Here is a 16,252-nt window from a genome sequence, read left to right as displayed (position 1 = left end):
CCGCACACCCTCAGAACAACACCGACATGAAGGTGTCCACCTCGCGGAACCCCACCTTGCGGTAGACGGCCCGCGCCGAGTGGTTGAAGTCGTTGACGTAGAGCGACACGACGGGGGCGAAGCAGCTCATCGCCGCCTCCACGACCGCCGCCATGCCCGCCACCGCGTGGCCCTTGCCGCGCTGGTCGGGGGCCACCCACACGCCCTGGATCTGGCAGGCGTGCGGTGTGACCGCGCCCACCTCCGCCTTGAACACCACCCGGCCGTCGTCGATGCGCGCGTAGGAGCGGCCGATGCGGATCAGCTCGGCGACCCGGGTGCGGTAAAGCGCGCCGCCGTCGCCGAGGTTGGGCGAGACGCCCACCTCCTCGGTGAACATCGCCACGCACGCCGGCAGCACGATGTCGAACTCCTCGGGCCGCACCCGGCGCACCAGCGGATCGGCGGGCACGGGAGCCTTGCTGGAGGTCGCCATCACCGGCTGCGCCCACCGGATGGCCCGCGCCCTGCCCCAGTGCGGCTCCAGCCGCTCCCACAGCAGGGACACCGCCTCGACGGGGCCCACGATGGACGAACACCTGCGCCCCTGCTTGCGGGCACGGTCGGCGAACGCGTGCACGGCCTCGGGACCGGCGTTGACCGGCACCATGTTCGCGCCGGCGTAACAGAGCGACACGAGCCCGCCGCGCGGCCCGAATCCCCACATCTGCCCCCCGAGCCGTGCCGGATTGAGTCCGACGGCCCGCACCCGGGAGGAGACGAAGACGTTGGCGACCGGATCGCAGTCAAGCAGGGCGAGAACCTCGTCCCGGTCGCTGTCGTCGAGCACGCGCGACGCCGATGTACGCAGCATCACATGGTCAGACTACGCGAACGTACCCCGAATAGCTCACCGGGACAGCACGTCGGTGAGCCGATCGTGACCCTGCGCGTCTCGGGCAGCCATGTGGGCCGCCAGGTGGGCGGCCGGAGCCGGGTCCGGCAGGGCCGCGCAGGACACCGTCCGGGCCGGCAGCGTGCCGTCGGCCAGGTACGCCGCGAGGTGGCCGTCCACGCACCGGTTGCCGGCCAGCGACACGCCGTGGTTGCCGCCCTCGTCGATCACCATGCCGCTGCGCGGGAACCGCCGGTGCATGGCCAGCGCCCCCCGGTACGGCGTCGCGGCGTCGTCGCGCGACTGCAGGAACAACACCGGCGGCAGCTTCGGCGAGCCGTGCACGGCGACGGGCGTGCCGCCCTTGACCGGCCAGAACGCGCACGGCGCGTTGAACCAGGCGTTCGGCCAGGTCAGGAACGGCGCCCTGCGGTGCAGCCGGGCCATGTCGGTGCGCCACTTGGCCCAGTCGCGCGGCCACGCGGCGTCGCGGCACTGGACGCCGAGGTAGACGGCGTAGCCGTTCTCGTCGTCGGCGTCGTTCTTGCCGCGCCGGTTGTACGCCTCCACCAGCGGCTGCACGTCGCCCTTGCGCACGTAGGCGGACCAGGCGCGGGCGAACTCCGGCCACACCCGGTCGGTGTACCCGCCGAGGGTGAAGGTGTCGTCCAGCTCGCTCGGGCCGACCACGCCGCCGGCCGGGCGGGTGCGCAGCCGGTCGCGCATCGCGTAGTAGGCGAACGAGGTCTGCTTCAGCGTGCCGCCCAGCCGGTAGACGTCGTTGTGCCGGGCCGTCCAGGCGAGGAAGGCGCGGTGGCGGCGCTCGAAGGCGACGTCCTGGCCCAGGTTCGACCGGTACCAGACACCCTCGGGGTTGACCGTGCTGTCCATGACCAGCCGCCTGACCCGCTGCGGGAACAGGGTCGCGTAGACGGCCCCGAGGTAGGTGCCGTACGAGTAGCCCAGGTAGCTGATCTTCTCCTCGCCCAGCGCCGCCCTGATCGTGTCCATGTCCCTGGCCGAGTTCTCGGTCGTCAGGTGCGGCAACATCCAGGCCCAGAGGTCGCCGCAACGGGTGGCGTACTCGTCGGCCCTGGCCAGCAGCTTGCTCTCGTCACCCGCCGTGCGCGGCACCGCGTCGGGGCGCGGCGCCCGGTAGTAGGCGTCGGGGTCAACGCAGTGGAGCGACGGCTCGCTGCCGCCGACGCCGCGCGGGTCGAACCCGACGACGTCGTAGCGCTCGCCCAGCCGGTTCGGCAGCCCGTTCGAGACGAACTCGGTCAGGTCACGGCCCGAGGCCCCCGGGCCGCCCGGGTTGATCAGCAGGGTGCCGAGGTGGTTGCCGTCCCTGGACACCTTGGCCTTGATGCGGTTGATCGCCAGTTTGATCGACTGGCCCCAGGGGTCGCGGTAGTCGAGCGGCACGCGTACGGTGGCGCACTCCAGGTCGGCCCGGACCGTCTTGCCCTCCTTCGCCGGGCACGGCCCCCAGACCACCTGTTGCGCCCCCCAGGCCGCGCCCCTGCCGGCCGACGCCACACCGTCCGCGCTGACAACCCCGGCGACCAGCACCGCGATGCCGACGGCAACACTGAATACGCGCTTCACCCAGCCCCTCCCCCTCGTCATGGCCCTGTGATGCTCCCGCGGGCGGGCGGGTCATGACGCTGGGTATGGGGAAAGGCTTGCCAGTTTGTAATGGGGCCATTGCACCGGGTCACCGGCCCCCGGGGGGCGCTCAGCCCACGGTCACCTGGGGCCCGGACACGTCGTCGTCGTCGAGGTCGACCTCGACGCCCATCTCGTCGGCCAGCCGCAGGGCTTCCTCGATCAGGGTCTCGACGATCTGCGACTCGGGCACGGTCTTGATGACCTCGCCCTTGACGAAGATCTGGCCCTTGCCGTTGCCGGAGGCGACGCCGAGGTCGGCCTCGCGCGCCTCGCCGGGGCCGTTGACGACGCAGCCCATGACGGCCACCCGCAGCGGGACCTTGAGCCCCTCAAGGCCCGCCTGGACCTGCTCGGCCAGCGTGTAGACGTCGACCTGGGCGCGGCCGCACGACGGGCAGGAGACGATCTCCAGCCCCCGCTCGCGCAGCCCCAGCGACTCCAGGATCTGGGCGCCGACCTTGACCTCCTCGACGGGCGGCGCGGACAGCGAGACGCGGATGGTGTCGCCGATGCCCTCGGCCAGCAGCGCGCCGAACGCCACGGCCGACTTGATCGTGCCCTGGAAGGCGGGCCCGGCCTCGGTGACGCCGAGGTGGAGCGGGTAGTCGCACTTGGCGGCGAGCAGCCGGTAGGCGTTGATCATGACGACCGGGTCGTTGTGCTTGACCGAGATCTTGATGTCCCTGAAGCCGTGCTCCTCGAACAGCGAGCACTCCCACAGGGCGGACTCGACCAGCGCCTCGGGCGTGGCCTTGCCGTACTTCTGGAGCAGGCGGGGGTCGAGCGACCCGGCGTTGACGCCGATCCTGATCGGCACGCCGTGGTCGGCGGCCGCCCTGGCGATCTCGCCCACCTTGTCGTCGAACTTCTTGATGTTCCCCGGGTTGACGCGGACCGCCGCGCAGCCCGCCTCGATGGCCGCGAACACGTACTTCGGCTGGAAGTGGATGTCGGCGATGACCGGGATCTGGGACTTCTTCGCGATGATCGGCAGCGCGTCCGCGTCGTCCTGCGACGGGACGGCCACCCGCACGATCTGGCAGCCGGACGCCGTCAGCTCGGCGATCTGCTGCAACGTGGCGTTGACGTCGGCGGTGACCGTCGTCGTCATCGACTGGACGGAGACGGGCGCGTCGCCGCCCACGGGAACGCTGCCGACCATGATCTGGCGGGAGTGCCGGCGTTCGGCGAGCGGCTTGGGGCGGACCGTCGGGATGCCAAGTGCTACAGAAGACATTTCTACCCTTAGGTGTGACGACGCTACCCAGTCTAGGTAGCTAGAAGGACTGCCCGGCTGTGAGTTCGGCCGCACGCGCCCGGGCCCAGGCGTCGGCGGCCAGCACCTCCTCCACGCTGGAGGCCGGGGTGACGCGGTGTTCCTCGACGACCTTGGCGACCGTGTCGACGATCGCGGGGAAACGCAGCCCGCCCCTGGTGAACGCCTCGACGCAGACCTCGTTGGCGGCGTTGTAGACGGCGGGCGCGGTGCCGCCCTCCGCGCCGACGTGCCTGGCCAGCGCGACCGCCGGGAAGGCGGCGTCGTCGAGCGGCTCGAAGGTCCAGGTGTGGGCCCTGGTCCAGTCGACGGGCCGGGCGGCGCCGGGCACGCGGGCCGGGTGGGCCAGCGCGAGCGCGATCGGCAGGCGCATGTCGGGCGGGCTGGCCTGGGCGATGGTGGAGCCGTCGACGTACTCGACCATGGAGTGGATCACCGACTGCGGGTGGACGACGACCTCGATGCGGTCGAAGCCGATGTCGAACAGCAGGTGGGCCTCGATGACCTCCAGCCCCTTGTTGACCAGGGTGGCGGAGTTGATGGTGATGACCGGGCCCATGGACCAGGTGGGGTGGGCCAGCGCCATCTCGGGGGTGACGTCGGCCATCTCCTCGCGCTTCATGCCCCTGAACGGGCCGCCGCTGGCGGTGATGACGAGCTGCCTGACGGCGGCGGGGTCGTGGCCGTCCGGCCCGGACGCCCACAGGCACTGCTGCACCGCCGAGTGCTCGGAGTCGACCGGGAGGATCTGCCCCGGCGCGGCCAGCCGCTTGACCAGCGGCCCGCCGATGATCAGGGACTCCTTGTTGGCCAGCGCGAGCGTGCGGCCGGCCTCCAGCGCGACCAGCGTGGACGTCAGGCCCAGCGCGCCGGTGATGCCGTTGAGCACGGTGTCGCACCGCCAGCCCGCGACCTCGGCGACGCCCTCGTGGCCGCCCAGCACGACGGGGGACGCCCCGCGCGCGGCCAGCGCCTCCTTCAGCGCCGGGACGGCGGCGGCGTCGGCCACCGCCACGACCTCCACGCCGAACCGGGCCGCCTGCGCGGCCAGCTCCTCGACCCTGCCGCCCCCGGCCGCGAGGCCGACGACCTCGAACCCGGTGGGATCGGCGGCGATGACGTCGAGGGCCTGGGTGCCGATCGAGCCGGTGGAGCCGAGCACGACGACGGAGCGGAGGGTCTCTGCATGCACGTGTCCATTGTCCCCGCTGCCGGACGCGGACGGGCACGTGAGGGCCCTACGGCCGCGATCCCGACTCCTGAGTGACGGGCGATAACCCAGGCCATTTATGTCCAAATATCGCTATATCGGGATGCGCATTTCTTGAGAAATCCTGATTATTGTGCGGCTACCTTCCAAGCCCCAGCTCCGGTTTCGGGAGGTTACGTAATGCCCCGCAGATTTGCCCTGCTCTCCATCCTCACCCTCGCCGCCGGGAGCATCGCCCTGCTCCCCGGCACCGCGGCCCAGGCCGGCGCGGCGCCCCGTCCCGCCCAGCACGCCGCCGCGGACTCGACGTCCGAGCAACGGCAGGTCACGCGGTACTGGACCGAGGCGCGCATGGAGAGCGCGCAGCCGCTCGACCTGCCCGCGCCCAAGGACGGCGGGAAGGCGGCCCGCGGCGCGGCGGCCGGGCCCGGCGAGCCAGGCGGCGGCACCCCCTGGCAGGCGCCGCCCACCGGCGGCCGGGGCGACGGTCGGCAGCTCCGGTCGGCGAACAGCTCCGGCGCCCCCTGGAGCGGCGGCGGCGCCGTCGTGAAGACCACCGGCCGCGTCTTCTTCACCTACCAGGGACGCAGCGCCTCGTGCTCGGGCTCGGCGGTGACCAGCGCGAACAAGAGCGTGGTGCTGACCGCCGGCCACTGCGTCAAGCTCGGCGGCGCCTTCCACACCAACTGGGTGTTCGTGCCCGGCTACGCCGCCGGCCAGCGCCCCTTCGGCACCTGGCCGGCCGCCAGACTGCTGACCACCCCCCAGTGGAACGCCAGTGAGGACGTCAACTTCGACGTGGCCGCCGCCGTGGTGGCCCAGGTGGACGGCAAGAGCCTGGTGGACGTCGTCGGCGGCCAGGGTGTGGCCTTCAACCAGCCGCGGGGCCGACAGATGTACTCCTTCGGCTACCCGGCCGCGGCCCCCTACGACGGCTCGAAGCTCATCTACTGCAGCGGCCGCGCGTTCGACGACTTCCTGCTCTCCGACGACCTCGGCCTGACCTGCGACATGACCGGCGGCGCGAGCGGCGGCCCGTGGATGCTGAATTTCGACGAGTCGACCGGTCTCGGCACGCAGAACTCGGTCAACAGCTTCAAATACAACTTCGCCCCCAACTGGATGTTCGGCCCGTATTTCGGAAACGAAGCGCAGGCGGTGTACCAGGCAGCGCAAACCGCCGGCGCACTCTGATCAATTTACGGAAAGTAGCCACAAGAACACACGACGTGGTGCACACTCGGGGGCCATGACCCTGAGCACCTCCCTGCTTGCGGCCGCCCCGCTGATCGTGGGGCTGACGGGACCGGCGATCCTCGGCGCGGTCCCGGGCCAGCACCAGGTCGATCGTCCCGCCGTCGAGCACGCCGTCGAGCACGCCGCGGCCCGGCAGAGCATGGTGGTCGAGCACGAGGCCGCGCGCAGCGACGCCGAGCAGCGGCGAGTGCTCGGCTACTGGACCCCGCAACGCATGGCGGCGGCCCTGCCCATCGGTCTGCTCGACTCCGTGACCGACGGCGACGGCCTGCTCAGCGGCCTGACCGGCCGCGGCGGGGTGCAGGCGAAGCCCGGCGTGTCCGGCGGCGGCGGGGTGCAGGCGAAGCCCGGCGTGTCCGGCGGCCGTACCGAGATCAACGTCGGCCGCCGGCACCAGGCGTCGTCCAGGCCGCAGGCCAGCACGATCGGCGCGCGCTGGAGCACCGGCGGAGCCGTGACCAGGACCACCGGGCGGGTGTTCCTGACCCTGGCGGGCGCCGACTTCGTCTGCTCGGCCAGCACGGTCACCAGCGCCAGCAGAGACCTCGTCGTCACCGCCGGCCACTGCGTCAAGGACGGCGCCGGCGAATGGGCCCAGAACTGGACGTTCGTCCCCGGCTACGGCAGGGGCGGCGAGCAGCCCTACGGCCAGTACGCGGCCCGCCGCATGTTCGTCTCCGCCCCCTGGTCGCGCTCCGGCGACGACAATCACGACGTCGGCATGGTCGCCCTTGCCACCTCGGGCGGGCGGCACGTCGCCGACGTGGTGGGCACCCAGGACATCGCCTTCAACACCCGGCGCGGCGGCCAGACCTACGGCTTCGGCTACCCGGCCGACCCGCCCTACGACGGCGACCAGCTCGTCTACTGCGCCGGGCGGCTGCGCGACGACCCCTACAAGCAGACGCGCGACCAGGGGCTCGGCTGCGCCATGACCGCCGGGTCGAGCGGCGGCCCCTGGCTGTCCGGCTTCGACCCGATGACCGGCCGCGGCACGGTCACCTCGCTGAGCAGCTTCAAGTACAGCGACGACCAGCACACCATGTACGGCCCGTACTTCGGCCAGGCCGCCAAGGCGGTCTACGCCACGGCCGAACGCGCCTGAAACCCACCGCCGGACGCGCCTGAGAACGGCGCCGGACGCCTCCGAGAACGGCGCCGGACACCCGACCGCCCCGCGCCGGGGAGCCGCGGGGCGGGGCGGGGTGGCGCGGGGCGGGGAGCTACAGCGACAGGCCGGTGAGCACCATGACCTTCTCGTAGGTCAGGTCCTCCATGGCCGAGTGCAGGCCCTCGCGGCCGATGCCGGAGTCCTTCACGCCGCCGTACGGCATCTGGTCGGCCCGGTACGACGGCACGTCGCCGATGATCACACCGCCGACCTCCAGCTCGCGGTTGGCCTTGAAGGCGGCGTCCAGGGAGCGGGTGAAGACGCCGGCCTGGAGGCCGTACTTGGAGTCGTTCACCATGGCGTACGCCTCGTCGATCGACGCGGCCGGCTGGAGGATCATGACCGGCCCGAAGACCTCCTCGCAGGCCACCTTGGCGTCGTGCGGGACGTCGGCCAGCACGGTCGGCGCGACCGTGGCGCCCTCGCGGGTGCCGCCGGCCAGGACGCGGGCGCCGGCGGCGACCGCCTCGCGCACCCACTGCTCCACACGCTCGGCGGCGGCCTCCGACACCAGCGGCCCGACCTGGGTCTTCTCGTCGGCCGGGTCACCCGTGACGAGACCGCCGACGGCCGGCAGCAGACGCTCGACGAACGCGTCGTAGACCGGCTGCTCGACGATCACCCGCTGGACGGCGATGCAGCTCTGACCGGCCTGGTAGTTGGAGAACAGGGCGATGCGCTGCGCGGCCCAGTCCAGGTCGGCGTCGGCCAGCACGACGGCCGCGGCGTTGCCGCCCAGCTCCAGGGTCACGTGCTTGCGCGGCACCTGGTCGGCGATGGCGTAGCCGACGGGCGCGGAGCCGGTGAAGGAGACCACGGGCAGGCGGGGGTCGTCGACGAGGGCGGCGGCGCGCTCGTTCTGCACGGGCAGCACCGAGAACATGCCCGCGGGCAGGTCGGTCTCGGCCAGGATCTCACCGAGGACCAGCGAGGACAGCGGCGTGGCGGGCGCCGGCTTGACGATGATCGGGGCGCCGACGGCGATGGCGGGCGCGACCTTGTGGGCGACCAGGTTCAGCGGGAAGTTGAACGGGGTGATCGCCAGCACGGGCCCCTTGGGCACGCGGGAGACGTAGGCGAGACGGCCCGCGGCGGCCGGCTCGGTGTCGAGCCGCTGCACCTGGCCGGACCAGCGGCGGGCCTCCTCGGCGGCGAAGCGGAACGTGGAGATGGCGCGGTTGACCTCGCCGCGCGCCCAGAAGATCGGCTTGCCGTTCTCGGCGGTGATCAGGTGGGCGATCTCGTCGGCCCGCTCGGCCAGCCTGCGCGAGACGTGGGCCAGGGCCTCGGCACGTACGTGCACGGGCAGCGCGGCGGCCTCGCGCGAGACCGCGTGGGCGGCCGCGACGGCCTCCTCGACCTGAGCATCGGTCGGTACGGAGTACCGGCCGACCTCACGACCGTCATGGGGGTTGGTCACGGTGAGATCGGTTTCGCCGGTGGCGGGCCGGCCGGCAAGCCAGAAGGTACGCACGTCCATACCCACGACGTTATGCCAAGCGGGAGGCCGGGGATTTACACCACGGTGCACAAGACTCCCATGAGCGCTCACCGTTAAGTACAAGCCCTGGTGTATACCCATGATGTAACAGAAGTAGACCCAATTCGGGATGTTTACCATGCGGAGTGGTTTGAGCGATCTCCGCCATGGCTAAGTCATCGGGTGCGGGTCTCCAGCGCGGTGGGCCCCCGATCAGAAAGGCGTGGGCCCCGTGACCGAGCAACGCCAGGTCACAAGGACACTGAGCTCCTTGGTCGCTGGGGAGGTCGCATGACCTCGGCCCCGCTGGGCCTGCAGGGCGCCTACCTGCTGGGCGAGCGCGCCACCCAGGACGAACTCCGGTCCCGCCTGCTCGACGTGGCGGTGAACCTGCTGCAGAGCGAGGGTCCCGACAGTCTGACCATGCGCAGGATCGCGGCCGAGGCCGGCTGCACGACGACCGTCATCTACACGATGTTCGGCAACCGGGAAGGCCTGGCCGAGGCGCTGTATCTGGAGGGTTTCGAGCGTTTTCGCCGCTTTCTCGAAGCGGTCCCGCAGCGGCGCAACCCGCTGGAGTACCTGACCGCGCTCGGCCCCGCCTACCGGCAGGCGTGCCTGTCCGAGCCCGGCTACTACAACCTGATGTTCGAACGGGCCATCCCCGGTTTCGAGCCCAGCGAGCGAGCCAGGACGCTCGCCCGCGCGGCGCTGAACATCCTCGACCGGGTGATCGCCGACTGCATCTCCGCCGGCTACCTGACGCCGACCCAGCCACGCAAGATCGCCGACGCGCTCTGGGCCGCCGCGCAGGGCGCGATCAGCCTGGAACGGGCCGGCCACCTGCGGGACGACCGCACGTACGAGGCGGTCACCCTGGCCACGATCTGCTGCTACCTGGTGGACAAGGACAGCCTGCCGTCGGCCCCCGGCCGCTGAAGCACCTGTAGGCGGCGGCGCGTTCAGCGGCGGGCCGCCTCCAGGGCGAGCCACAGCTCGGCGCGTACGCCCGGGTCGTCGAGATCGCGGCCGAGGAGTTCGGCGACGCGGCGCATGCGGTAGCGCAGCGTGTGCCGGTGGACGCCGAGCCGCTGGGCGGCGGCGTCCCAGTGGCCGTTGCTGTCGAGGTAGGCGCGCAGCGACTCGACCAGGTCGGCGCGGGATCCGTACGCGGTGAGCGGGGCCAGCAGCGCGCCGGAGAACGCGCGCAGGGCGTCGGCGTCCAGCAGCGCGAGCAGGCCCTGCCCGGCCAGGTCGGCGAAGCGCGTCATGCCGCCGTCGCTGTGGGCCAGCGCGCGGCGCCCCTGGTCGAGCGCGTCGCGCAGGCCGCCGTAGCGGCAGGGCGAGCTCAGCCCGACCGGCCCCTCCACCTCCCGCGCCACCTTCTCCGCACCCCCCTCGGACACCAGACAGACACTCACCTGCTCCCCGCCTTCAACACCGCCGGTGTCGTCGTCGAGGAGCGCTGTGAAGCCGTGCGGCTCCAGGGTCTCCAGGGCGGCCGCGCCCGCCGCCAGGACCACCAGCGGCTCGCCGGGCAGCCGCGCGCCGAGCGTGCCGGCCACCGCCCGCGCCTGCTCGACCCCCCCGCCGAGCAGCAGTTCCAGCACGGCCGAACGGAGCCGCCGACCGGCCTCCCGCTGGGCCCTGCCCTGCTCCATGGCGAGCGTGAGCAGCGAGCCGGCGGCGTTGATCACCGTGTGGGTCACCGGCGAGAACGGCCTGCGGGCGCCGACCGCGAAGAATCCGCGCGGCCGTGGACCGCCGCCGAGCGGCTGGATCACGACGTGCTCGTCGGGCCCGGACAACGCCAGGCTCGCCGGCACCCGCTCACCGGCCTGGACCGCACCGCGCACGCGTTCCCCGGCCGGCACGCCGCCGCTCACCCGATCACCGGCCGGGCCACCGCCGCGTGTGCGTCGCTCGGCCGGCATGCCATCGCGCGCCCGCTCACCGCCCTGCCCCCCGGGGGCGACGGGCTCGTCCGTGGGCGCGTGCTCGGCTTCGGCGGTCTGGCCGGGCTGGGGTCGGCCGCCGGCGCGCAACCGGCGCAGCTCGGCCACCACGACCGGCACGTGGGCCCCCGGTGTGGCGTGCCGGACCTCACCCGTCTCGTCGAGCAGCACCGCCCAGCCGTCGATCTCCTTGGCCACCCGGTCGATGACCGCGTTCATGCCCTCCGGACGCAGCGCCGCCCGGGTGAGCCGCCCCTGCGCGGCGAAGGCGCGGGTGATCTCGTCGTACTGCTCGGCGGCGAGCAGCTCGCTGACCACCTTGCCGATGGCGATGAACGGCGTCTCGCGCGGCACCTCGAACAGCGGCAGCCCCGCCTGGTCGGCGGCCGCCACCAGGGCGGCCGGGACGTGCTCGTGGGAGAGCCCGACGCCGAAGCCGAGCCCGGCCACCTCGCGCCCCACCAGCCGGGCGACATATCCGGAAAAGTCGCCCTCCAGGCGGATCCCGGTCGTCAGCAGCAGCTCCGAACCCTCAAGGAACGGCGTCGGGTCCTCCAGCTCGCTGACCGCGACCCAGCGCACCTCCGCGTCGAGCGCTCCGGGGGCCGCCGCGCCGGCCAGCTGACGCAACCTCATCCGTCGCACCACGGTGCGCAGCGAAGGTGCCATACGAGTTTGTCCATTCCGGCAAAGGCGAGCATCCCCAGTGTGCCATATCGACGTATCGGTCCAGGTCGGAGCCCGACGTAGCGTCGAGCCCATGAGCATTCCCCAGGAGCGGCGCGTCGTGACCGCGATCCCAGGCCCCAAGTCGCAGGAGCTGCTGGCCCGCAAGCAGGCCGCCGTCCCCTCCGGCATCGGCACCACGCTGCCGGTCTTCGTCACCCGCGCCGGCGGCGGCATCCTCCAGGACGCCGACGGGAACTCTCTGATCGACTTCGGCTCCGGCATCGCCGTGACGAACGTGGGCAACTCCGCGCCGAAGGTCGTCGAGCGCGTCCAGAAGCAGGCGGCCGACTTCACCCACACCTGTTTCATGGTCACCCCGTACGAGTCCTACGTGCAGGTCTGCGAGAAGCTCAACGAGCTGACCCCCGGCGACCACGAGAAGCGCACCTTCCTGGTGAACTCCGGCGCCGAGGCCGTCGAGAACGCCGTCAAGGTGGCCCGGCACGCCACCGGCAGGCAGGCCGTCGTGGTGTTCGACCACGGCTACCACGGCCGCACGCTGCTCTCGATGACCATGACCGCCAAGAACATGCCGTACAAGCAGGGCTTCGGCCCGTACGCGCCCGAGGTGTACCGGGTGCCGCTGGCCTACCCGTTCCGCTGGCCGACGGGCGCGGACAACTGCGCGGAGGAGGCCGCCGCGCAGGCCATCGACCAGATCAACAAGCAGGTCGGGGCGGAGAACGTGGCCGCGGTGGTGATCGAGCCGATCGCCGGCGAGGGCGGATTCATCGTCCCGGCCAGGGGCTTCCTGCCGCGGATCGCCGAGTTCTGCCGGGCGAACGGCATCGTGTTCGTGGCCGACGAGGTCCAGACCGGCTTCGCGCGTACCGGTGACCTGTTCGCCTGCGAGGACGAGGGCGTCGTCCCCGACATCATCTGCACCGCCAAGGGCATCGCGGGCGGCCTGCCGCTGGCCGCCGTGACCGGCCGCGCCGACCTGATGGACCACGTGCACGTCGGCGGCCTGGGCGGCACGTACGGCGGCAACCCGCTGGCCTGCGAGGCCGCGCTCGGCGTCCTGGAGACGATCGAGTCGGAGGACCTGGTCGCCAAGGCCCGCCGCATCGGCGAGATCATGCTCCCCCGCCTCCGCTCGCTCCAGGAGCGGTTCCCGGCGATCGGCGACGTGCGCGGACGCGGCGCGATGATCGCGATCGAGCTGGTCGAGCCGGGCACGAAGAACCCGGACCCGACCGCCGTCCAGGAGATCGTCAAGCGCTGCCACGCCGAGGGCCTGGTGGTCCTGACCGCCGGCACGTACGGCAACGTGCTGCGCTTCCTGCCGCCGCTGGTCATGCCCGAGCACCTGCTCGAGGAGGGCCTGGGCATCCTGGAGAAGGCCATCTCCGCTCTATAGCAAAGACCGAAAAATCGGGCATCCAGCTTGCGGCTGGATGCCCGATTTTGTGTGTGTAACGCAGGTCACTCGGGTAGAGAATTCACCCTGGCTTGACGCTCAGCTAGACGATCACGGCCTCGGTCAGGGTTATAACGGATCCGGACATGCGGAGGGGCGATGGCAGCTGGGAGCGTGATGAACTGGGGTCCCACCAGAACGGCACGGAGTATGTTGACGTTCGACCCTGAGGGCCTGACGCCGGCCCAGCGCGACGGCGACGCCTGCGTGGTGTGCCACAAGAGGTGGCCGCGGCCCCGGGTCCGGGTCGGCAAACTGCCCGACAACTCCTCCGTGCTCGCCTGCACCGATTGCGCCGAGGCGCTGCTGCCCGCTCCCATGGCGACCGTGGTGGCCTTCCCCGGCCGCTAGGCCGCGGCCGGGCAAGCGCGGCCGGGCAAGTGCGGCCAGGGAAGCCCGGCCGTCAAGCCGCGGCCGTTGCGACCGTCTCGCGCAGGCCCCACGGCGAGCCGTACTCGCGCAGCAGGTCGAGGAACGGCACCGCGTCGAACGCCTCGGGGCCGAGCACGCCCTCGCCCTTCCACACCCCGGTCGCCACCAGCTCCAGCGCGACGACCGGATGGATCGCCGTCTGCCACACGACGGCCTGGGAGCCGTACTCCCGCATCGACCACTCGTTGTCCACCACGTGGTAGAGGTACACCTCGCGTGGCGAGCCGTCCTTGCCGGTGCCCTTGACCCACGTGCCCGCGCAGGTCTTGCCGCGCATGCGGGCGCCCAGCGTCGCCGGGTCCGGCAGGCTCGCGGCGACCATGTCACGCGGCGCCACCTCCGCGCCGCCCACCCTGATCTTGTCGGCGCTGTCCAGGCCCAGCTTGCGCAGCGTCTTGAGCACGCCGATGAACTCCTCGCCGAGCCCGTACTTGAACGTCACCCGCCGCGCCGGGATCCACCTCGGGACGAGCAGCACCTCCTCGTGCTCGACGTTCACGCACTCCACGGGCCCGATCCCGTCGGGGAAGTCGAACACCTCGGGCTCGCTGAACGGCTCGGTGGTGCGCCACTGCCCGTCCTCCCAGACGACGGGCGGGTTCAGGCACTCCTCGATCGTGGTCCAGATGGAGAACGTGGGCGCGAAGTCGTAGCCGTCCACGACGAGGTTGGCGCCGTCCCTGATGCCGATCTCGTCGATCTCGTCGAACAGGTGGTCGGCGGCGTAGCGGGCGAACACGTCCGCGAGCCCCGGCTCGACGCCCATGCCGACCAGGGCGAGCCGGCCCGCGCCGCGCCACTCGCCGTCGCGCTCGAACTGCCGGTCCCCCAGCTTCACCCCCGGCTTGCGGTACGGCTCGCGCGGATGCGGCTTCGACAACGACATCGCCATGTCCAGGTAGTGGGCCCCGGCCTCCAGGGCGGCCTCGAACAGCGGCATGGTGAAGCGCGGATCGACCGCGTTGAACAGCACGTCACATCGGTGCTCCCGGAGCGCCGCGGCGACCTGGGCCCGGTCGGAGGCGTCCAGCTGGATGGCGGTGAAGCGGGGGTCGTCCACGGCGGCGACGGCGCGGGCCGCCCGGCTCTGTTGGGAGTCGGCCACCACGATGTGTTCGTAGAAATGGCGGCGGGCGGCGATGGGCACCACGGCGGAGCCGACGCCTCCGGCGCCGACAAGAAGGATTCTCATGGAGAGAACATACTCACTGACTGGTCATTCAGTCGAATTCTCGCGCCGAAAAAACCGGACGTCTTCAGCCGGAAACGGCGAGACGCCCCGGGACAGGGGGGAAGGCCCGGGGCGTCTCTGCAGGCGCACCCGGGGGAAAGTGCGCCCGCGATGGGGTCGAGCGGGGGGCGGAGATCTCACCTACTCGGCGAGTTCGGCCCACCGTTTCCCCCAGACGGCATAATCAGTGCATTCCCCGTCCTCGCCGCGGCAACCGCCCGGCGGCCGGACGGCGAAGGCGATCCGGTCGAGCTTCTTGGGGTCGTCGGCGCCGTAGAGGTCGCAGATCGACTTGGCCCGGCCCTTGCACGCCTTGTCGTTGGCCGGCGCCAGCCCCACCCAGGCGGCCGCGTCGCGCTGGGCGTCGGCCGCGGTCATCCAGGTCAGCCAGCGGTAGGCGCAGGTGGTGTCGGGCAGGTTGGCGCCGAGCATCCACGAGTCGAGCCAGCCGGTGGCCGCCTTGGCGCCGACCGTCCGGACCGGCTTGCCGGCCTTCTGCAGCAGCAGGCGATAGTACGGTGTGGCCTGCGCGTAATCCAGCGACCCGGTGGCGAAGCCCTTGACCAGGTCGATCGGCTTGCGCCAGTAGGTGCGCTCCTTCTGCTGCTTGAGCAGCGCCATGGCCCGGTCGAGCTGCTCCTGGCTCAGCTCGTACGGGTCCTTGACGGTGGCGTCGGTGAGCGCGGCGTCGGCGATGGTCAGCGGGCTGTCGCGGAGCGCGGCCCGGCCGGAGGCGAACGCCTGGCTCATGCTCGCGCCCTTGACCCTGGCCGAGTCGTAGATGAACTCGTGGTACCCCCACAGGAACGGCACGCCGTAGACCTTGCCGGACACCTTCGTCATGTCGCGGAAACGCTCGTTCAGGTCGTCGTAGCCGCTCACCTTGGCGGAGTCGATCGGCTGCACCAGCTTGCGCGTGATCAGGTCGCCGGCCAGCGCCGGGCCCGCCGAGATCAGGTCGTACGGGCGCTCGGCGGCCGCGACGGCCCGCTCCATCTCCTCGGCGGTGCGGACGGTGTCGACGCGCGCCAGGCGGCAGCCGGTCTCCTTCTCGAAGGAGCCGACCCAGTTGGCCTTGGGGCTGACGCCGCCGTACTCGGCGTAGCCGCGGTAGGTGAGGATCTGCAGCGTGCCGTCGCTCTGGGTGGCCGTGGGCGAGGGCGTGGCCGACGGGGTCGGCTTGGGGCTGGGCTTGGCGGCCGGCTGTGCGGCCTGCCCGGCAGCCGAGGACACCGCTCCCGTGCCGGCGACCAGCGCCGCCGCGGCCAGCGCCACGGCGGATATGCGACGGCGTCTCACGATGTCCCCCCTTGTCCGTTGCGCTGGAGCTTACCGGGGACGGGACCGGGAGGGACGCCGGTCCCTCCCGGCCGTGAGGCGTGAGTTACCCGTTCGTGGGGAAGCCGAGGTTCACGCCGCCGTGGGACGGGTCCAGCCAGCGCGAGGTCACGACCTTGCCCCGCGTGTAGAAATGCACCCCCTCGGTGCCGTGCACATGCGTGTCACCGAACAACGACGACTTCCACCCGCCGAAACTGTAGAACGC

The 16,252-nt window shown here is 71.8% G+C and carries 13 protein-coding genes and 1 pseudogene; 5 read left to right on the top strand and 9 right to left on the bottom strand.

The window, feature by feature from the left end; genetic code table 11:
• Window positions 1–10: 10 nt before the first annotated feature.
• The 4 genes from AB0J76_RS27965 to dxr form a co-directional block, all read right to left on the bottom strand.
• Entirely contained in the window at window positions 11–853 is an 843-nt protein-coding gene (locus AB0J76_RS27965) for a GNAT family N-acetyltransferase (protein WP_352319456.1), read from the bottom strand.
• 36 nt (window positions 854–889) lie between these two features.
• A complete protein-coding gene (locus AB0J76_RS27960; RefSeq protein ID WP_352319384.1) occupies window positions 890–2,482 on the bottom strand; it encodes an alpha/beta hydrolase in 1,593 nt (530 codons plus the stop codon).
• A gap of 130 nt (window positions 2,483–2,612) precedes the next feature.
• Window positions 2,613–3,782 carry a flavodoxin-dependent (E)-4-hydroxy-3-methylbut-2-enyl-diphosphate synthase gene (ispG, locus tag AB0J76_RS27955; protein WP_352319382.1) on the bottom strand — a complete coding sequence of 390 codons (1,170 nt, stop codon included), beginning with the start codon at window positions 3,780–3,782 and terminating at the stop codon, window positions 2,613–2,615.
• A gap of 40 nt (window positions 3,783–3,822) precedes the next feature.
• On the bottom strand, window positions 3,823–5,013 hold the full coding sequence (gene dxr, locus AB0J76_RS27950) for a 1-deoxy-D-xylulose-5-phosphate reductoisomerase (RefSeq protein WP_352319380.1): 1,191 nt from the start codon (window positions 5,011–5,013) through the stop codon (window positions 3,823–3,825).
• Window positions 5,014–5,211: 198 nt separating this feature from the next.
• Here dxr and AB0J76_RS27945 point away from each other — a divergent pair, with 198 nt between their 5' ends.
• Both AB0J76_RS27945 and AB0J76_RS27940 read left to right on the top strand, forming a co-directional pair.
• Window positions 5,212–6,225 (top strand): peptidase, encoded by a 1,014-nt coding sequence (locus AB0J76_RS27945; RefSeq protein WP_352319379.1) that lies wholly within the window; start codon window positions 5,212–5,214, stop codon window positions 6,223–6,225.
• Window positions 6,226–6,280: 55 nt separating this feature from the next.
• A complete protein-coding gene (locus tag AB0J76_RS27940; protein WP_352319377.1) occupies window positions 6,281–7,393 on the top strand; it encodes a trypsin-like serine protease in 1,113 nt (370 codons plus the stop codon).
• Window positions 7,394–7,511: 118 nt separating this feature from the next.
• Here the strand turns inward: AB0J76_RS27940 and AB0J76_RS27935 are convergent, their stop codons facing one another.
• Window positions 7,512–8,939, bottom strand: a complete 1,428-nt coding sequence (locus AB0J76_RS27935) for an aldehyde dehydrogenase family protein (protein ID WP_352319375.1) — start codon at window positions 8,937–8,939, stop codon at window positions 7,512–7,514.
• Window positions 8,940–9,230: 291 nt separating this feature from the next.
• Here AB0J76_RS27935 and AB0J76_RS27930 point away from each other — a divergent pair, with 291 nt between their 5' ends.
• Window positions 9,231–9,878 carry a TetR/AcrR family transcriptional regulator gene (locus AB0J76_RS27930; protein WP_352319373.1) on the top strand — a complete coding sequence of 216 codons (648 nt, stop codon included), beginning with the start codon at window positions 9,231–9,233 and terminating at the stop codon, window positions 9,876–9,878.
• A gap of 23 nt (window positions 9,879–9,901) precedes the next feature.
• On the opposite strand, the gene AB0J76_RS27925 is transcribed toward AB0J76_RS27930, so the two are convergent.
• Window positions 9,902–11,530, bottom strand: a complete 1,629-nt coding sequence (locus AB0J76_RS27925; protein ID WP_352319371.1) for a PucR family transcriptional regulator — start codon at window positions 11,528–11,530, stop codon at window positions 9,902–9,904.
• Between the two features lie 124 nt (window positions 11,531–11,654).
• On the opposite strand from AB0J76_RS27925, the gene gabT reads away from it, so the two are divergent.
• Both gabT and AB0J76_RS27915 read left to right on the top strand, forming a co-directional pair.
• Window positions 11,655–12,983: a 4-aminobutyrate--2-oxoglutarate transaminase gene (gabT, locus tag AB0J76_RS27920; protein ID WP_352319370.1), complete on the top strand. Its 1,329-nt coding sequence runs from the start codon at window positions 11,655–11,657 to the stop codon at window positions 12,981–12,983.
• 210 nt (window positions 12,984–13,193) lie between these two features.
• Window positions 13,194–13,394, top strand: coding sequence for a hypothetical protein (locus AB0J76_RS27915; protein WP_352319368.1), 201 nt, complete (start codon window positions 13,194–13,196; stop codon window positions 13,392–13,394).
• Between the two features lie 52 nt (window positions 13,395–13,446).
• Here AB0J76_RS27915 and AB0J76_RS27910 read toward each other — a convergent pair whose 3' ends face one another.
• The 3 genes and pseudogenes from AB0J76_RS27910 to AB0J76_RS27900 form a co-directional block, all read right to left on the bottom strand.
• Complete coding sequence (locus AB0J76_RS27910) at window positions 13,447–14,667, bottom strand: saccharopine dehydrogenase C-terminal domain-containing protein (protein ID WP_352319366.1); 1,221 nt, start codon at window positions 14,665–14,667, stop codon at window positions 13,447–13,449.
• 180 nt (window positions 14,668–14,847) lie between these two features.
• Window positions 14,848–16,005, bottom strand: coding sequence for an extracellular solute-binding protein (locus tag AB0J76_RS27905; protein WP_352319364.1), 1,158 nt, complete (start codon window positions 16,003–16,005; stop codon window positions 14,848–14,850).
• 85 nt (window positions 16,006–16,090) lie between these two features.
• A pseudogene (locus tag AB0J76_RS27900) lies at window positions 16,091–16,252 on the bottom strand (methylmalonate-semialdehyde dehydrogenase (CoA acylating)); the annotation flags it as partial.

Origin of the sequence: Nonomuraea sp. NPDC049624 (assembly GCF_040675255.1) — a bacterium.
Lineage (GTDB): Bacteria > Actinomycetota > Actinomycetes > Streptosporangiales > Streptosporangiaceae > Nonomuraea.
The sequence above is the reverse complement of the archived record's forward strand: the minus strand, read 5'-3'. Positions and strand labels throughout refer to the sequence as shown.